Genomic DNA, 17,651 nt, shown 5'->3' on the forward strand with positions numbered 1-17,651 from the left:
CATGAGCATCGCCATCGCCGATTTCGGCATCGGCAACATCAAGTCGGTCCGGCGCCTTTTCGAGCATATCGGTGTCGAGGCCGAGATTGTGCACGAGCCCGCCGGACTCGAGGGGGCGCAAAAGCTCGTCCTGCCCGGCGTCGGCGCCTTTGACGCGGGCGTGGCCGCGATCGATGACGGCGGCTGGCGCCCGGTGCTCGACCGGCTTGCGCTCGAGGCGAAGATCCCGGTGTTGGGCATCTGTCTCGGGATGCAGCTTTTGTGCCGCGGCAGCGACGAGGGTAGCCGCCCGGGCCTCGGTTGGGTGCCCGCCGACGTGCAGGCCTTCTCGCTCCAAGGCACCGGCCTCAAGGTGCCGCACATGGGCTGGGCACTGGTGACTCCAACGCAGGACAATCCGCTTCTGCCTCTCGGCGAGGAGGAACAGCTCTTCTACCACACCCACAGCTATCACGCTGTCTGCGACAGCCCCGACAAAGTGCTGGCCACCAGCCATTATGGTTATAATTTCGCCTCCGCGATCCGCAATGGCAACGTCTTTGGCACTCAGTTTCACCCCGAAAAGAGCCACCGCTTCGGTATGGCGCTTCTCAAGCGTTTCTCGGAGCTCGCATGATCGGTTTTCGCATCATTCCGAGCCTCCTGCTGTCCGACCGCGGGCTGGTGAAAACAGAAAAATTCTGCAATCCCAAGTATGTAGGTGACCCGATCAACGCTATCCGGATCTTCAACGAAAAGGAGGTCGATGAGCTTTTCGTGACCGATATCGAGGCGAGCGTGAAGGGCCGGGGCCCTGATTTCGAGTTCATCGAACAGCTCGCCAGCGAGTGTTTCATGCCCATGGGCTATGGCGGCGGGATCAAGACCTACGATCAAGCCAAGCAGCTCTTCGATATCGGTATCGAGAAGGTGGCGCTGCAATCGACGCTCGCTACGAACCGCGCCCTCGTCGGGCAGATCGCCGCGCGCTACGGGTCACAGGCCGTCGTCGCCTCAGTCGACGTCAAGAAAGACTGGCTCGGGCGCAGGAAGCCCTACAGCCGGGCAGGAGCGAAGTTTGCCGACGCCAGCTGGCAGGATATGGTCAAATCCGTGGTCGGGGCGGGGGCCGGCGAAGTACTCCTCAACGCCGTTGACCGCGACGGCACCCGGGGTGGCATGGACCTTGAGCTGATCGAGGAAGCCGCAAGCCTCGTCGACGTTCCTGTCACCGCCATTGGCGGCGCAGGCTCGCTCGACGATTTCGAGGCCGCGCGCGGGGCGGGCGCAAGTGCTGTGGCGGCCGGGGCCTTCTTTGTCTTCCAGGGGCCGCATAAAGCGGTGTTGATCTCCTATCCGAGACCACGGGAACTCAAGGAATTGTGGCGCAAGCAATGAGCAACGACAATCAGGTCTGCACAAGGTGCATCATGGACAGCACCGCCGGTGACATCACCTTCGACGAGAACGGAGTGTGCAACTACTGCACCACCTTCCTCGCTAAACGCGCAAAGCACATCGAGCCCGACGACGCCAAGCGCCAGGAGCGGCTCGACAAGCTCGTCTCGATGGTCAAGGCGTCCGGCCAGAACAAGCAGTACGACTGCATTGTCGGTCTCTCGGGCGGGGTCGACAGCTCCTGGGCGCTGGTTCAGGCGGTCCGCCTCGGCCTGCGTCCGCTCGCCGTCCACATGGACTCGGGCTGGAACTCCGAGCTCGCCCAGAACAACATTTCCAACCTCGTGCGCGGGCTGGGGGTGGACCTCTACACACACGTGATCGACTGGCCCGAGATCCGCGGGCTCATGAACGCTTTCTTCGACGCCGACGTGATCGATGTCGAGGTGCTTTACGACAACGCCATGCTGGCGGTGAATTTCCAGCAGGCGGCGAAGTACGGGCTCAAATACATCCTCGCGGGCACCAACATCGTCACCGAAGGTGTAGACATCCCTAAGACCTGGAATTGGTACAAATCCGACAAGCGCAACATCACCGGCATATCGAAGCGCTTCGGCGGACCGAGGCTCAAGACGTTCCCGGCGATCTCTACCCTCGACACTGCGCGCTACGTGATGCTGAACCGGATTCGCTGGATCTCGTTCCTCGACCTCCTCGACTACAAGAAGTTCGAAACGCTCGAGGTGCTGAAAGCCGAATTCGACTACAAGCCTTATCCGCACAAGCACTATGAAAGTGTCTTCACACGGTTCTACCAAGCGTATATCTTACCGTACAAATTCAACGTCGACAAGCGCAAGCCGCACCTCTCTTCCCTCGTGATGAGCGGTGAGATGACCCGCGACGAGGCGCTTCAGCAGGCCGCGGGTATCGCTTACCCGTCCGAACGGGACATGGAGACCGACCGCAAATACTTCATCAAGAAGATGGGTTGGAGCGAAGAGAAATTCCGTGATTACATGGAACGGCCGGAGAAGCCGCATACCGACTACCCGTCGGAGGTGAACTTTTATCAGTTTCTGCTAAAAATGTACCGAAAGCTCAAGCTTGGCCACGGGCGAGTACGATGGGATAGCTAAGCTTTATTTACAGAACAGATTCCCATAGCAGGATATTCGTGCTTAATATGTGAACGTCGCCTATGTTAAGATCTGATTTTTCGGTATGCGGCGATCGGTCGCTTGCATATGTCCGGTTTGTTTGCGCGACAATCATCAGTCTCTGGACTTGACGGAAATTCGCCGGCAACATTCTTGATTGACGTGTTGCGATGTTAAAGCGCTGTAAACTAGAGAAGTTTTCCCCTCCTTTGGCAAGATCGTTATGCATAATCCATCGCCTGCGCCAATTCGGTCGGATCGCCTGCCGTGAGGTGGGCAGCCTAGACACTAGGACAGCGAAGGTCTGGAACGCGCTTCCGAATGGCAACGAGGACTCGGTCTGGGCAGACTATGTCTGCGTTAGCACCTAGCGCGAGGCGTAGTTCAGGCGGATGGGCCAGATCTGAGGCGCCGTGCACGAGGGACCGAATGGGGGGGGCAGGCTGCATAGCGTCAATGGGCAGATCAACCGTATCATCGCCAAGGTGCAGGCGAATATCCTTTCTGTGTCGTCAAGCGCCAGTCCGGTCATGTGAAGAAGGACGAAAAATGTTGGAAATCGCTTGGCAGGTCTTCACGGCATTCGCGCTCTTTATTTTGGGTGCGATTGCATTTGCTGCGCAGCCGTTTCGTGCCGTGCCGTCAATACTTTCTGTTATAGTTTATTTTTGTCATACGGTTTTTTGTTTTTACTACGCTATATTTGCGATTTACAATACCTCCGATGCCTCAGGCTACTTTATCCGATCTTTTGGCGCCGATCTTTCTTTCGCCCTTGGAACTCGCGCGATAGATTATATCACGTCGATATTTACTCAGGTTTTGGGATTTTCCTACATTGGAACATTTCTCGTTTTTGGTCTTTTTGGCGCGTATGGGGTTTTGGCTATATTGGCTGCGCTGTTGGAGTCTCTGAAAAACAAATCTCGCCGCGTCAGATCTATAGCGATAACAATCGCATTTCTTCCAGGGCTGAACTTCTGGTCGGCTGCAATTGGAAAAGACTCGATCGCAGTTCTAGGAACTGGCCTATTGTGTTGGAGTGCGCTGGACTTCAAAAGAAGATGGGTTGCTTTTATTGCCGGAGTGTTGGTCTATACTATAGTTCGGCCTCATATTTCAGGAGTCGTTGTGTTTTCGTTTATTATGGCGATTACCCTTTCTGGTAAAATATCTGCGGTTAAAAAGTTTGTGATACTTTCTGCTTTAGCCTTACCAGCAGCTTACGCAGTTCAACTGACTCTTTCAGCGGCGGGTTTTGGGGAATCAGGCGCGTTCAATAATATTGACGAACTCATTGATTACCGCGAGTCCGTAAATACAAGCGGGGGATCTTCGATTGACATTTCCAGCATGATTTTGCCACAAAAAATGTTTTACTATTCGTTCATGCCATTGTTTGTTGGAATGGGTGGCGTAATGGGATTGGTAGCGAGTTTAGAGAATACTTTTCTCCTGATTATTGCGGCTTTATGTATGTTCAGAATATTTAGGCGACGCTCTAGTTTGGACTCAACTAGCAAGTGGTTTTTTCTGTTTTTCTCGGTGTCTCTTTGGGTGATATTCGCCATGACAACTACGAATTTAGGAATCGCGTTACGCCAGAAATGGATGTTCATGCCAATGCTGTTGCTCTACTTGATGTCCTTCCTTCCGGAGAGGCGCTATCAGCCGACGGCGCCTTTCGATTGGAGAGCCCGGCCTGACCTGAGACCCTCATCCTCCTCCAGATTTGGGTAGAGTCCGTCGATCATGGAGACGGACGATGCGAGCCTCACGGTTCACAGAGGAACAGATCATCGGGATGCTGAAGGAGCAGGAGGCGGGCGCGAAGACCGCTGATGTCTGCCGCAAGCACGGCATCTCCTCGGCGACCTTCTACAAGTTCAAGGCCAAGTCCGGCGGCATGGATGTGTCCGATGCCCGGCGGCTGAAGGCGCTTGAGGAGGAGAAAACGCGCGGCTGAAGAAGCTGCTGGCGGAGCAGATGCTCGACAACGCGATCCTGAAGGATGTCAGTGCAAAAAAATGGTGACGCCCGATGCAAGGCGCAAAGCCGATGACGTTGCCCCTCAGGTCTAATCCAGCTTGAAGTTCGCTCTGGCCCAATGAGAGGACCAGAACATGAGGCGCAGCCGCTTCACGGAAGAGCAGATCATCAGCATCCTGAAGGAGCATGAGGCCGGGGTGCCGGTCTCGGACCTGTGCAGGAAGCACGGGGTCAGCGACGCCAGCATCTACAAGTGGAAGGCCCGTTTCGGCGGGATGGACGTATCGGAGGCCAAGCGGCTGCGGGCGCTCGAGGATGAGAACGCCAAGCTGAAGCGCATGCTCGCCGACGCCATGCTGGACAACGTCGCGCTGAAGGATCTCCTGGGAAAGAAGTGGTGACGCCCGCTGCCGAGCGCAGAGCTGTCGTCCACCTCATGGATGTCCATGGGATGAGCGAACGGCGGGCGTGTAAAGCCACCGGCTTCTGCCGCATGACCATGAGATACAAGGCCACGCGCGTGAATGACGCCTCGCTGCGGGAGCGGATGAAAGCCATCGCCCAGGAGCGGCGGCGGTTCGGGTATCGCCGTCTCCACGTCCTGCTCCGGCGGGAGGGCTTCCGGGTCAACCACAAGCGGTTGTTCCGGCTCTATCGTGAGGAACGGCTGATGGTGCGCCCGCGGGGTGGCCGCAAGCGGGCCATCGGGACGCGGGCGCCGATGATGATCCCGCTGCGGCCGAACGAGCGCTGGTCCCTCGACTTCGTCGCCGACCAGATGACCGACGGCCGTCGCTTCCGGATGCTGGCCATCGTGGACGATTGCACCCGCGAGTGCCTGGCGCTGGTGGCTGACACGTCGCTGTCCGGGGTGAGGGTCGCGCGCGAACTTGATCGCCTGCTGGCAGAGCGTGGCCGGCCGAAGATGATCGTCAGCGACAATGGCAGCGAGTTCACCTCCAATGCGATTCTGGGCTGGGCCGACGCGGCTCGGGTCGAATGGCACTACATCGCGCCCGGCAAGCCGATGCAGAACGGCTTCATCGAAAGCTTCAACGGCCGGCTGCGGGACGAACTGCTGAACGAGACGCTGTTCTCCAGCCTGTCTCAGGCCAGAGCTGCTCTCGTCCGGTGGCAGGTCGACTACAACACCGACCGGCCGCACTCCAAGCTGGGATGGCAGACGCCAAACGCCTTCGCGTCAACGTTCCACCCGCGGCGGGATCAGACGCTTCGCGCCATGAACGGCTCCGCGTCTGCCCCCGCCGCTCCGCACGCCCGAGAGGGCAAATCCAACCGCCAGAACGAACTCACAGCTGGATAGAAGTTGGGGGCAACGTCACCGTGGCTCACGCCTGTGCCGCGCACGGGGTGAGCCAGCGTCGGGCGTGTAAGGCGCTGAGCGTCGATCGCACCAGCGTGCGCTACCGGAGTGTACGTCCCGATGACGCCAGCCTGCGGGAAGCCATGCGGGCCGTGGCCGGCGAGCGCCGCCGCTTCGGCTACCGGCGCATCCACGTCATGCTGAGGCGCCAGGGCATCGTCATGAACCAGAAGAAGCTGCGCCGGCTCTACCGGGAAGAAAAGCTCCAGGTGCGCCGGCGCGGGGGGCGCAAGCGAGCGCTTGGCACCCGGCGTCCCATCCTGGTCCCGGATCGGGTCAACGTCCGCTGGAGCCTCGACTTCGTGTCGGACGCCTTCACGGACGGACGGCGCTTCCGGGTGCTGGCCGTGGTCGACGACTTCAGCCGGGAGTGCCTGGCGCTGGTGGCCGACACCTCGCTCTCGGGCCTTCGGGTGACGCGCGAGCTCGACGCGCGGCTCGCCATCCGAGGCAGGCCTGCGACCATCGTTTCCGACAACGGCACGGAACTGACTTCGATGGCCGTTCTCAAATGGTGCCAGCAGACCGGCGTCGAATGGCACTACATCGCTCCCGGCAAGCCGATGCAGAACGGCTTCGTCGAGAGCTTCAACGGTCGCTTCCGGGACGAGTGCTTGAACGAGACCCTGTTCTCGAGCCTGGGCCAAGCCCGTGCCGCCATCACCTCATGGAAGGAGGACTACAATGTGAACCGCCCCCATTCCGCTCTCGGCAATCGATCCCCTGCCGAGTTCGCGGCAACAATCGCACTGGAAACAGCGGCCGCCTGAGGCCACAAATCAACCCTCGGACTCTCTCCTAAGCCGGAGGAGAAATGGGTCTCAGGTCAGTCAGAGCCGTAGGTCAGCAGCATATGTGGGCAGCACGTGTTTCAAATCGTAAAGAACGTGTCCCTCTCTGCCAAAGGCGCGGATACCTCCAACACCCAGTTCGGCGAAGACGCGGTGGCCGACGGCAATGATCACACCGTCATATGCACCGGCCGGCACCTCGGGAACGAGGTCTAGCCCATATTCTGCCCGCGCCTCATCCGGGTCGGCCCAGGGGTCGTAAACGTCGACCAGAATGCCATATTCCTTCAACTCGGCTACTACGTCGACCACCTTGGTATTGCGCAAATCCGGACAGTTCTCCTTGAAGGTTAGCCCGAGGATCAGAACGCGCGATCCATTGACCTGGATACGCCTGCGCAGCATCGCCTTGACCATCTGACCGGCGACATAAGTACCCATGCCGTCATTTATACGTCGTCCAGCTAGGATCACCTGCGATTGATACCCCAAGGCCTCAGCCTTGTGGGTCAAGTAGTAGGGATCAACGCCGATGCAGTGGCCGCCGACGAGGCCCGGCCGAAACGGCAGAAAGTTCCATTTGGTTCCAGCCGCCGTCAATACCGCCTCGGTGTCGATCCCCATTCGGTTGAATATGATCGCCAGCTCGTTAACCAGTGCGATATTGAGATCGCGCTGAGTGTTCTCGATCACTTTCGCAGCCTCGGCTACGCGAATACTCTCGGCTTTGTAAGTACCGGCTGCGATTATCGATGCGTAGAGCGCGTCCACAGTCGCGGCCACCTCGGGTGTCGAGCCAGCAGTCACTTTGCGGATGGCGGTCAGCTGGTGCGTCTTGTCGCCGGGGTTGATCCGCTCGGGCGAATAGCCGCAGAAGAAGTCCTCGTTGAAGCGCAAACCCGAGTTCAGTTCCAGAACAGGAACGCAGTCTTCCTCCGTAGCACCGGGATACACAGTAGATTCATAGATAACAATGTCACCGCGCTTAAGCGCTCGACCGATGGTCTTGGATGCATTCAAAAGCGGCGTCAGGTCCGGACGCTTATGAGCGTCAATCGGCGTCGGCACGGTAACGATATATATCGACGCTGCAGTCAGATCAGTAGGGTCAGATGTGAAGCGCAGATGCCGCGCCTGGGCCAACTCCTCGTAGGAGATCTCGCGCGTATTGTCTTTCCCCGCGACGAGTGAGGCAAGACGCCCAGGGTCGATGTCGAAACCGATGACTGGACGAAGCTTGCCAAATTCCACCGCCAGGGGCAACCCGACATAACCGAGGCCAATCACCGCGATGGTTGCATCCTCGCGCGGCAATATTGCTGATAGTCCTGTCATTTCCCGTAGTAGTCCCTGAACCATTCAACAAAGCGCGCGATACCGTCGCGGAAATCAGTTTGTGGTCGGTACCCGGTCAACCTTTGTAAAAGCTCCGAGTCCGCCCACGTAGCGGGAACATCGCCCATCTGTATAGGCATGTAATTGCGGATCGCCCTCTTGCCGAGGCAATCCTCGATCGCGTTGATAAAATCCAGTAGCCGCACTTTGTTGGAATTGCCGATATTAACGACACGGAACGGCGCCACTGGCGATAGACTGTCACCCGGCACGATCGCATCCTTAGAGGCGGGCCGCTCGGGGACGGCGTCGACCAACAGGCGAATGCCGCGGACGAGATCCTCAACGTAAGTAAAGTCGCGAAACATCTCGCCATTATTGTATATGTCAATAGACCTGCCATCGAGAATTGCGTCCACAAACTTGTAGAGCGCGAGGTCCGGCCTTCCCCACGCCCCATAGACGGTGAAGAAGCGCAACATTGTGGTCGGCATGCCCCAGAGGTGCGCATACGCATGAGCCATGCTCTCGGCGGCTTTCTTAGTAGCCGCGTAGATGGTAAGTTGGGTGTCGGCCTTTTCCGTCTCCAAGAAGGGCATCTCGTCATTGGCACCGTAGACTGAGGAAGTCGAGGCTATTAGCAGGTGCCTAACCTCCAAACGTCGCGCAGCCTCCATCACGTTGAAGGTGCCGATCACGTTAGAGTCGAGATAGGCGCGTGGGTTCTCGAGGCTGTACCGCACTCCGGCTTGGGCGGCGAGATGAATGACGGCATCAGGGCGAAATACATCGAACACCGTTTCTAGGTGAGCCCGGTCTTCCAGCAATGCTTCGGTGGCCGAGAAGCCCTGATTCTGCATTAGTATATTATGCCGGCACCGCTTTAACGTGACGTCGTAGTAATCCGTCATGCCGTCATAGCCGTGCACGCGAAAACCTTCAGTCAGCAGCAGCTGCGCCAAATGGAAGCCAATGAAACCCGCCGTGCCCGTGATCAGAATATTACGCATGAGTATCCCTTAAGGGTTACCGCTTTGCCCCAACCTATCGCCAGAACCGGGGGGAAGCACATCAGTTCTATCATGATATTGTACAAGGACCTGCTCTCTGAATGTGGAGTGACGCTGACGCCCCAGGACATTTCGTCCTGACTACGGTCAGCGGCACGACTGCAGAGTGGGCGTGCTGGAGTGGCTATACCCCGGCAAGAGCCCGCTTGCACAGGTTTCGTCGCAGCAGACACGGTCGCCGCAAATTTTTCGGCCTGGAAGCATCATTCCTTTGTCATAGACGCTTTCGAATGCTCATTCTGGCTTGGCGAACTCGTGCCCCGCCCCTTCACTCAGTCCAGGGGGCAATTTCTCTTTCACCCCATCAGCCGGCTTTGCGAGCCTAACTCGCCCATCGTCACCACAAACCTCGCCTTCGGCAATTAGCCGTCGGCCTTCGGCGTCGCCGAGACGAACGCTGCTCCGCTCGGTCACCTCATCCACCGCGGCAACATCGTCGAGCCCGGCACCGGAAGCTGGCGCTTCAAATAGGATCTGCCCCCGACTAAGCGAAACCCAGAGGGGTCCCTATTGCGCGCTCATCCGGTGTCCCGCTCCTACGCCATTTGACACCCCAGCCTCGTGCCCTTCAAGATGCCAATGATCCGCTCATCCATGATGCGGCTGCACCGCATTTTCTGGTCCTCTCAATGGGCTAGAACGAATTTCAATCGGGATTACCAGAGGGTGCAACGTTAGAGCGCATGCTCGATATCGATGTCCCTTGCCTTGCGATTAACTTGTCCAAGCTGGGTTTCCATGTATGGGACACGGATCGTGGTGAGGCGGTTCAATCCTCCGCTTCACCCCATAAGAATGTCGATCACCGCCCGGTTCACAGCGTGGACCTCGTATTTCATGCGGGCACGCTCAAATGCCCTTTCGCCCATGGCCGCACTCAACTCGATACTCCCAGCAAGGTGGATCATGGCGGCGGCCAAGGCCCACGGATCGCGGGGGGGCACGAGCAGACCCTCGGAGCCATGCGTGATAGTTTCGCGGCAGCCAGGCGTGTCCGTCGTGATGATGGCTCGGCCCATGGCCATGGCCTCCAGAACCGCACGCGGCGTACCCTCGCGGTATGACGGCAGGACGAAGACCTGCGCCCCAGCTATGGCCGGGCGGACGTCATCAAGTGGCCCAAGATACTCAAGCCCGCTGGCGATCCATCCGTCCAACTCTGAAACCGCGATGCTATCGGGACCGCCATCAAGGGGACCGGCAAGCTGGAAGCGAGCCGCAGACCGCTGGCGGCGCAGTTCGAGTGCCGCGCGGGCATAGTCGCGAACGCCCTTGGCACTTACGAGCCGTGCGATCATGAGAAAGACAGGCTGGCCCGGCAGTGGGGCACGCGCATAGTGATCGAGGTCCACCCCTGAACCATGGACCAGCCGGGCTTTGGACGGGTCGGCGAGGCACCCCGCGTTGATGAAATCGCGGCGGTCGTCGGGATTCTGAAAAATCACGCTGCGATTCCGCGCGGTAGTGACGCGGTAGAGCTTGCGCGCAATCAGCCGGGCAGCACGCTCTCGCAGCGATGGCCGAACATCTGTTTCTGTAAAAACATAGCCGAGTCCTGTGACCATTGCTACCGATGGCACACCAGCAGAATAAGCGGCAAAGGCGCCCCATATGTTCGGTTTTATCGTATATGTCAGCAGCCGGTCTGGACGCAACTTGTTCATCAGATGCCGTACCGCCCTGTAGAACATGAGGTCGGCGACGATGCCGAGCCCCGTCCGTTCAAGCGGAACCTCAAAGACTGATATTCCGAAGCTCTCCATTCGTTGGCGCAATTGCGGGTCGATCTGCGGTGCAGCCACGCTGACGCGGTGCCCCTCGGCCAAGAGTTCCCGCAGGAGCGGGCCCCGAAAATTGAGCAAAGACGGCGCGTAGGAAGCGAGAACGAAGATGTGCATCCCTTTCGCATCAGCCTCTGAGACTGGGGAAATTCACTTGAACGCCACTTTCGGCATGCCACCCTGGATGCGACGACCGACTGACATTCCCATCCGGCTCAACCTTCGCTTGCGGAGATGACACGTAGCCCATCGGCACGCGCCGGAGAATGTCACGCAAGTCCGAAGTCCGATAGTTAGCGCAGGCCGTTTCAAGCTCAGTCAGAATCGCGGCTAGGTCGGGCCACGGCAGGTGCGTCTCTCTGGCGGAAAGAATGCGCGGGTGGTTCGTTGTCGCAGCGCAACTGTCGATCAGCAATTCTTCATGGAGCTTCTCGCCGGGCCGCAAGTGAGTGAAGCGGATTTCGATGTCGCCCGAACTCGCCGTCGCGTTGGGGGGGTCTACACCGATCACGACGGGATTCAGGCCGCTGAGGCGCGCCATCCTGCGGGCTAGATCGATGATGCGCACCGACTCCCCCATATCAAGGATGAACACGTCGCCGCCCCTCGCCATGGCACCGGCCTGGATGACCAGTTGCGCCGCCTCTGGGATAGTCATGAAATAGCGAGTGACATCGGGATGTGTCACCGTGAGGGGACCACCCACCTCGATCTGCCGCCTGAACAGCGGAATGACAGAGCCGGACGAGCCGAGCACATTGCCGAAGCGCACGATCGAAAAAACTGTCGGCCCATCAGCCATGGCTTGGCAGATCATCTCCGCCATCCGTTTCGAGGCGCCCATCACATTGGTAGGCCGCACTGCCTTGTCAGTCGAGACGAGCACGAAGGTCTTCACACCGGTTTCGACTGCTTTGCGCGCAAGGGTCAACGTCCCGAAGACGTTGTTGCGCACACCCTCGATGGCGTTGGACTCGACCAACGGGACGTGCTTGTAGGCAGCCGCATGGAAGATCGTATCCACTTCCTGTCGGCGAAGCACCTCCGCTACGCGCGCCTCATCTCGGATGGAGCCGAGCAGTGGCACAATTTCTACCGGCAGGTGCTCCGCTGCAACGGCATCGCGAAGTTCCATATCTATTTGATAGAGTGCATATTCTGACACGTCCAGCAGCACTATCGTCACCGGCCCCTGCCGCAGAATCTGCCGGCACAGCTCGCTGCCGATTGAGCCGCCCGCCCCCGTCACCATCACCGTCTTGCCGCGAATATTAGCGTCGAGCAGGCCCTGCCGTGGCGGCACTGGGTCGCGACCGAGCAGATCCTCGATCGCGACCTCGCGGATCTCGCTGAGTTTGGCTCGGCCCGAGACGATGTCGGAGAGCCCGGGAACGGTCTGGACGCGAATTCCCAGCCCCTCCATCCGCTCCAATATGTTGCGGCGCTGCTGACGCGAGGCGCTGGGAATGGCCAGCAGCACGCGTTCGACGCCATGTTCGGCCACCAGGCTGGACAGGCGCGCAGGCGCGTGTACGCGCAATCCGCCAATGTCGCGCCCCTGCAGCTCCGTTGCGTCGTCGACGAAGGCTACAGCAGCGTAATCGCCGCCATGTTCCAGCGTGGCTAAAAGCTGGCGCCCGGCATTGCCGGCGCCGAAGATGATAACCCGCACCCTCAGCCGCGCCTGACGCTGGCGATACAACGCGCGCAGGCCAAAGCGCGCCCCGCCCAAGAGCCCCATCGCCAGCAGCCAGTAAATGGCGGGCACCGAACGCGGCAGGAACAGGCCGAAGCTCTTCGCCCCCAGCAGCAGCATAGCCGAGACGGCAAGGCCGACGGCGAGCAACTGCACCGTGCGCCCGGCGACATGGCGCACCACGGCCCGGTAAAGCCCCATCACGCGAAACAACAGCAAGGTGCAGGGCAGGACGAGCGCAAAGGCAAGCCAGCTGGACGGCGTCAGGGCCGGGGAGAACCCGTCGAGACGCAGCGCCATGGCCAGCCCGAAGCTGAGCGCCAGCAGCACCGCATCCACCAGCATCAACACAGCCCGCTTCCGCGACCGGCTGAGGTCAGCGAGATAGTTGAGAAAGGGTCCCGTCATGTCCTCACCGCCCTGCGGTCGCGCCCCTCATCGGCCGGTCACGAGGTACCGCTATATGTGATTGTCCTCATGGCAGCACAAATGCCTGCTCCATCACCTGAGCGGCCACAGCCCCGGTGCGGGATATTTCGTCTTCGGTAAGCGTGGGATGGACGAGAAACACAATGCTCGTATCACCCAACTCCCGCGCCACGGGAAGCCTCACAGAAGGCATCCAGCCTGTCCCCTCAAACGCACGCTCAAGATAAACCTCAGAACAGCTTCCGTGGTAGCAAGGCACTCCCAAGGCAATTATCTCTGCGATGATTCGGTCGCGCGACCAATCATCACGCAATCTACTTTCTTGCACATAAACGTAAAGTTTGTACTGCGCGTGAATATCATCCGCCGCGAGGGGGGACGGCAGACGTAGGCCTTGTCCGACAAAAGGCGCCAGCGCCTGCGCGATGCTGCGCGCATGGGCGCGGCGTGCGGCAGTCCACGCCTCCATATGCCTCAGCTGCACCCGCCCGATCGCCGCCTGCATTTCGAGCATGCGCCAATTGGTGCCGAAGCTCTCATGCAGCCAGCGGAAACCCGGCGGATGCTGGCAGTTATACACCGCGTCCCAGCTCTTGCCGTGGTCCTTGTAAGCCCACATGCGCGCCCAGAGCGCCTCGTCGTCCGTGGTGACCATGCCGCCTTCGCCGCCGGTGGTCATGATCTTGTCCTGGCAGAAGGACCAGGCGCCGACATGGCCGATGGAGCCGACGCTGCGCCCGCGATAACGGGCGCCGTGGGCCTGGGCGCAATCCTCGATCACCTTGAAGCCATGGCGCGCCGACAGTTGCATGATGGGGTCCATGTCGCAGGGCCACCCGGCCAGATGCACCAGCACGACGGCACGGGTGCGCGGAGTGAGCACGGCGGCGATGGTCTCGGCGGTCAGGTTGCCGCTGTCGCGGTCGACCTCGGCGAAGACCGGGGTCGCCCCCGCATTCACCACGCAGGACACCGAAGCGATGAAGGTGCGCGGCGTGACGACGACCTCGTCGCCGGGCCCGATCCCGAGGCCGCGCAGGGCGAGATCCAGCGCCAGCGTGCCATTGGCGAGAGCGATGGCGTGGCGCGTCCCCGCCCAGGCGGCGAATTCGCGCTCGAACAGCCGCCCCTCCTCGCCGGTCCAGTAGTTCACCCGGTTCGAGGCAAGGACCCGCTGCACCGCCGCCATTTCCTCGGGCGTGACGCTCGGCCAGGGGGAGAAGCCGGTGTTAAGCAAGCTCCACCTCATTACGTAGCAGAAGGCGGCGTGCCGGTACGCCGGCATAGGTGCCCGCTTCCAGAAGATCCGACACGACAGCGGCGCCGACACCGATGGTGACGCCAGCGCCGATACGAACATTTTGCCGAATAGACACGCCGGTCCCGACCCAGGAACCGGCACCGACGGTCACCGCGCCCGAGAGAGACGCACCCGGCGCGATGTGCGTAGCCGTCCCGATGTCGCAATCATGGTCGATCCGCGCGCCGGTATTGATGATGACCGCCCCCGCGATACGGGCTCCCGTGTTGATAATGGCGCCCACTGCCACAAACACGCCTTCGCCGATCGTCGCGCCCCGGCTGATGATGGCGGAGGGATGGATGAGGGTCGGCGTTGAAAACCGCGACTGACGGAGGTGCTCGAACAACGCCAACCGCCGCGCGCCGTCGCCCAGGGCGGCGATGGCGCAAGGCCACTCTCCGGCAAGGCCTGGCAGCATCGACAGAGGTCCGAGCACAGGGAAGGGAAGCCGGCCTTCCTCACGCGGCGGATTGTCATCGAGGAAGGCAATCTTCTCGTAGCCCGCCTCCACCGCGGTATCGGCGACGACACGCCCATGCCCGCCGCAACCGAGTATGAGGAGTGCCGGGTTCATGTCGGCTGACCGTCTGTCCGTTTGAACTTGGTCGCGGTAGCAACGCCGTCGCCGCTAATTCCGTCACGCTTGAGGACCTTGATCACAGTGAGGGCGACGATGCGGACATCGAGCACGACGCTGCGGTTGTCGACATACCAAACGTCCATCGCGAATTTCTCTTCCCATGAGATAGCGTTGCGCCCGTTCACCTGCGCCCAGCCGGTGATGCCCGGACGCACCTCATGGCGGCGGGCCTGTTCCGGCGAATAGAGCGGCAGATATTCCATCAGCAAGGGCCGCGGGCCGACAAGGCTCATCTCGCCCTTCAGGACGTTCCACAGCTCGGGGAGCTCATCGAGGCTCAAGGCGCGCAGGAAGCGCCCGAAGCGGGTCAGGCGCTCGCAATCGAGCAGCAATCGCCCTTCGCTGTCCCGCGCATCGGTCATGGTGCGGAACTTGATGATCTCGAACGGCCGGCCGTGCAACCCCGGCCGCGTCTGGCGAAAGAACACCGGCGTGCCCAGCTTCGCCCGGACGAGACACGCAAGAACGACAAAAACCGGTGCCAGCACGACGAGCAAGACTGCCGCCACGGCAATATCGAAGGCCCGCTTGATCATGTCCGCGCTCCCGCGCCGGGGGGCCGCGTCGGCCGGCGCGCCGGCGCGGCGCGCGTGGGGACGGCGGGAGCGGTGGGGGTGCGCGCCTGCCGCGTGGCCCGCGCCAGCGCCTCGGCCGGCGTCATCAGCGCGCAGCAGGCGGCGAAATAGGCGAGCATGGTGGCAGTGCGCAGCGGATAATCGACGAAGGAATGCAGCATCAGCAGCAGCACCGCCAGCGAGGCGCATTGCTGCAGCACCAGGAGCCGCGTCGCCCCCTTCTCATCCGGGGCGATCCACAGCCGGTACACGCGCGAGCCGAACCAGACGAGGAACAGCGCCACCAGCAACCCGCCCGCGAGGCCGGTTTCGAGGAAGAACTCCACCCAGTCGTCATGGGCACGGTTGACATAGTGCGGGCCCAGCGTCGCTGGGCCTTCATAAACGGGGAACACGGCGGTGAAGGTGCCAAGCCCGGTGCCGAAGGGCAGAGCTTCCAGCGCGGCCTGCAGCGTCGTCTCGTTGAGGGTCGCGCGCATCTGGTCGACAAGGCCGCCGCCGAAACGGCCGAGAAAGCGGTCGGCACCAAGCTGGCCGACCAGCAGCACCAGCCCCACCAGCACGGCGAGCACGAGGCTGCGCACCCGTCGGGGAGCGGCGGCACGCCCGCGAAGCACGGCGAGGATCAGCGGCGCCATGACCACGACGCCCGCCAGTCCCAGAAGCAGCAGCAGAATGCCGGCGCGCGAGCGGGCGAGCGCGATGCCGGCCATGATCAACAGTCCAAGACAGAACGCCCCCGCGAGCCAGATCACCTTGGGCGCGCTCGGGCCCCGATGCCCCAGGACACCGTCGCCACGGCCGACCAACCAGGCGACGCCGATGAGGAAGGTCACATAGAGCTGCGCGGCGAAATGGTTGCGGTTGGCGAAGAAGCCCACCGATTCCGAGCGGTTGCTAATCTCGAAGAAGCGCAGCGCGCTGGCCGGGCCCTGCATCACCTGAAGAATGCCAAGGAAAAGTGCGATGAAGCCGAATACCACCGCCCAGCCGGCGAACTGAAGACGCCGCTCCTCATCCATTAGTGCGACCAGCAGAAAAAGCCCAAGCGCGGGTAGAACCGCCTGCAGCGCCGCGCCACTCATTGAAGGATCGACCGACGAACTACCAGTCGAGGCAACGTCGACCGCCGTACCTCCGACCGCCAAGAGACGCACCGAAACCCCATGCACTCCCGGCGCACCGAACACAGCAAAATACTGAGCCAGCGCGATCAGCAACCCCATACCCACGATACCCGCCCAGCAAACAATACCGAACGTAAGAATCGCCCTTCCGCGGCGCAACTCCAGCCTGTCAATCCACAGCCAAACTGCTAGCAGAAGGAAGGGAATGGAGAGAAATTGAAGCACCACGTCGGACAGGTAACCTAGGCTGGTCGCGCCGCCGAGAACGATGTTCGCAAAAAGCAGAAGGACCGACGCGAGGAACGTCGGCCCTGAACTCACATGCGGCTTCTGGAACAGCTTGACCGCCTCAGGGGCTGATCGGAATGAAGCGATTCTTCTTGTTGTCCGAGATTTCGACCGCCGTCCACACGCCGCCGACGAGGATCATGGTCGGCACGACTATCTTGGCGACGTCGTTGGGGACGAAAGCGCAGCCCGGCGCCTGAATAACCCGCGTGGTGGAGCCGGTAACCGTCACGAGACGCTGGGAGCCGAAATCGACCACGGCATTGCCCGGGCCACGGACGGCAACCTTGTCACCCGCCTTGAGCGACGAACCGACGGACGCGCTCTTGAAGCCCGCCCCCTGATCGACAACCACATTGCCGACGACCTGGGTCAGCGTGCCCGACGTCCCGCACGTACCCTGCGCCGCAGCCGAACCCGCGAATCCGAGAATGCCCGCGCAAAGGACAACAACCGCTGATGCCGTGCGCTTCATTGGCCCCTCAAGAATTTCGCACCCGCTCACGGATCGAGACGTATGCATATTCATTCTACCGACCCCTTGAGACCACTTTTGCCGTCGAAGGTCAAGCCGCACAGCACACCAGCACGCTTACCAAGAGCATTTTGTAGCGCACGCGGCGAAAATGCAACAGCAAGCAACGCCAAGCCGACCACGTAACTCTCAATCATCGCAATTAATCTTCGGTTAAAGCGAATCAAT

General features: G+C 60.7%; 15 protein-coding genes and 2 pseudogenes. 7 read left to right on the top strand and 10 right to left on the bottom strand.

Annotation, left to right across the window (positions count from 1 at the left end; translation table 11 throughout):
* Position 1: 1 nt before the first annotated feature.
* From hisH to GBB76_RS10000, 7 genes and pseudogenes are all read left to right on the top strand, one after another.
* Positions 2-616, top strand: coding sequence for an imidazole glycerol phosphate synthase subunit HisH (hisH, locus tag GBB76_RS09970; protein ID WP_152303170.1), 615 nt, complete (start codon positions 2-4; stop codon positions 614-616).
* Positions 613-1,377 carry an AglZ/HisF2 family acetamidino modification protein gene (locus GBB76_RS09975; RefSeq protein WP_152303171.1) on the top strand — a complete coding sequence of 255 codons (765 nt, stop codon included), beginning with the start codon at positions 613-615 and terminating at the stop codon, positions 1,375-1,377. Before hisH ends, GBB76_RS09975 begins: the two co-directional genes overlap by 4 nt.
* The gene (locus GBB76_RS09980; protein WP_152303172.1) at positions 1,374-2,519 is read left to right on the top strand and encodes an N-acetyl sugar amidotransferase; all 1,146 of its coding nucleotides are present in this window, start codon (positions 1,374-1,376) and stop codon (positions 2,517-2,519) included. Before GBB76_RS09975 ends, GBB76_RS09980 begins: the two co-directional genes overlap by 4 nt.
* Before the next feature lie 570 nt (positions 2,520-3,089).
* Positions 3,090-4,280 (top strand): hypothetical protein, encoded by a 1,191-nt coding sequence (locus tag GBB76_RS09985; RefSeq protein ID WP_152303173.1) that lies wholly within the window; start codon positions 3,090-3,092, stop codon positions 4,278-4,280.
* A gap of 25 nt (positions 4,281-4,305) precedes the next feature.
* A pseudogene (locus GBB76_RS09990) lies at positions 4,306-4,597 on the top strand (transposase); the annotation flags it as partial.
* Positions 4,598-4,663: 66 nt separating this feature from the next.
* A protein-coding gene (locus GBB76_RS09995; protein ID WP_152303174.1) for an IS3 family transposase occupies positions 4,664-5,853 on the top strand; the annotation gives its coding sequence in 2 pieces (ribosomal slippage) (positions 4,664-4,913 and positions 4,913-5,853; 1,191 coding nt in all).
* 20 nt (positions 5,854-5,873) lie between these two features.
* Positions 5,874-6,683, top strand: a pseudogene (locus tag GBB76_RS10000) (IS3 family transposase); the annotation flags it as partial.
* A gap of 60 nt (positions 6,684-6,743) precedes the next feature.
* Here the strand turns inward: GBB76_RS10000 and tviB are convergent.
* The 10 genes from tviB to GBB76_RS18640 all read right to left on the bottom strand — a co-directional run bounded on the left by tviB (position 6,744) and on the right by GBB76_RS18640 (position 17,620).
* On the bottom strand, positions 6,744-8,039 hold the full coding sequence (gene tviB, locus GBB76_RS10005) for a Vi polysaccharide biosynthesis UDP-N-acetylglucosamine C-6 dehydrogenase TviB (protein ID WP_305765046.1): 1,296 nt from the start codon (positions 8,037-8,039) through the stop codon (positions 6,744-6,746).
* Positions 8,036-9,049, bottom strand: coding sequence for an SDR family NAD(P)-dependent oxidoreductase (locus tag GBB76_RS10010; protein WP_152303176.1), 1,014 nt, complete (start codon positions 9,047-9,049; stop codon positions 8,036-8,038). The genes tviB and GBB76_RS10010 overlap by 4 nt, the downstream gene beginning before the upstream one ends.
* Positions 9,050-9,891: 842 nt before the next feature.
* Positions 9,892-11,007, bottom strand: a complete 1,116-nt coding sequence (locus GBB76_RS10015) for a glycosyltransferase family 4 protein (protein WP_152303177.1) — start codon at positions 11,005-11,007, stop codon at positions 9,892-9,894.
* Positions 11,008-11,017: 10 nt separating this feature from the next.
* Positions 11,018-12,931, bottom strand: a complete 1,914-nt coding sequence (locus GBB76_RS10020) for a nucleoside-diphosphate sugar epimerase/dehydratase (protein WP_246669116.1) — start codon at positions 12,929-12,931, stop codon at positions 11,018-11,020.
* 130 nt (positions 12,932-13,061) lie between these two features.
* The gene (locus GBB76_RS10025; RefSeq protein WP_246668878.1) at positions 13,062-14,252 is read right to left on the bottom strand and encodes a DegT/DnrJ/EryC1/StrS aminotransferase family protein; all 1,191 of its coding nucleotides are present in this window, start codon (positions 14,250-14,252) and stop codon (positions 13,062-13,064) included.
* On the bottom strand, positions 14,245-14,892 hold the full coding sequence (locus GBB76_RS10030) for an acetyltransferase (protein ID WP_152303179.1): 648 nt from the start codon (positions 14,890-14,892) through the stop codon (positions 14,245-14,247). Before GBB76_RS10030 ends, GBB76_RS10025 begins: the two co-directional genes overlap by 8 nt.
* Entirely contained in the window at positions 14,889-15,494 is a 606-nt protein-coding gene (locus GBB76_RS10035; protein ID WP_152303180.1) for a sugar transferase, read from the bottom strand. The genes GBB76_RS10030 and GBB76_RS10035 overlap by 4 nt, the downstream gene beginning before the upstream one ends.
* Positions 15,491-16,618 (bottom strand): O-antigen ligase, encoded by a 1,128-nt coding sequence (locus GBB76_RS10040; protein ID WP_202911068.1) that lies wholly within the window; start codon positions 16,616-16,618, stop codon positions 15,491-15,493. Before GBB76_RS10040 ends, GBB76_RS10035 begins: the two co-directional genes overlap by 4 nt.
* Positions 16,619-17,009: 391 nt before the next feature.
* A complete protein-coding gene (locus tag GBB76_RS10045; protein ID WP_152303181.1) occupies positions 17,010-17,423 on the bottom strand; it encodes a hypothetical protein in 414 nt (137 codons plus the stop codon).
* Between the two features lie 50 nt (positions 17,424-17,473).
* Positions 17,474-17,620 (bottom strand): hypothetical protein, encoded by a 147-nt coding sequence (locus tag GBB76_RS18640; protein WP_162375556.1) that lies wholly within the window; start codon positions 17,618-17,620, stop codon positions 17,474-17,476.
* Positions 17,621-17,651: the final 31 nt, after the last annotated feature.

It is taken from the genome of Ancylobacter sp. TS-1, from assembly GCF_009223885.1.
In the GTDB taxonomy this organism is placed as follows: Bacteria; Pseudomonadota; Alphaproteobacteria; order Rhizobiales; family Xanthobacteraceae; genus Ancylobacter.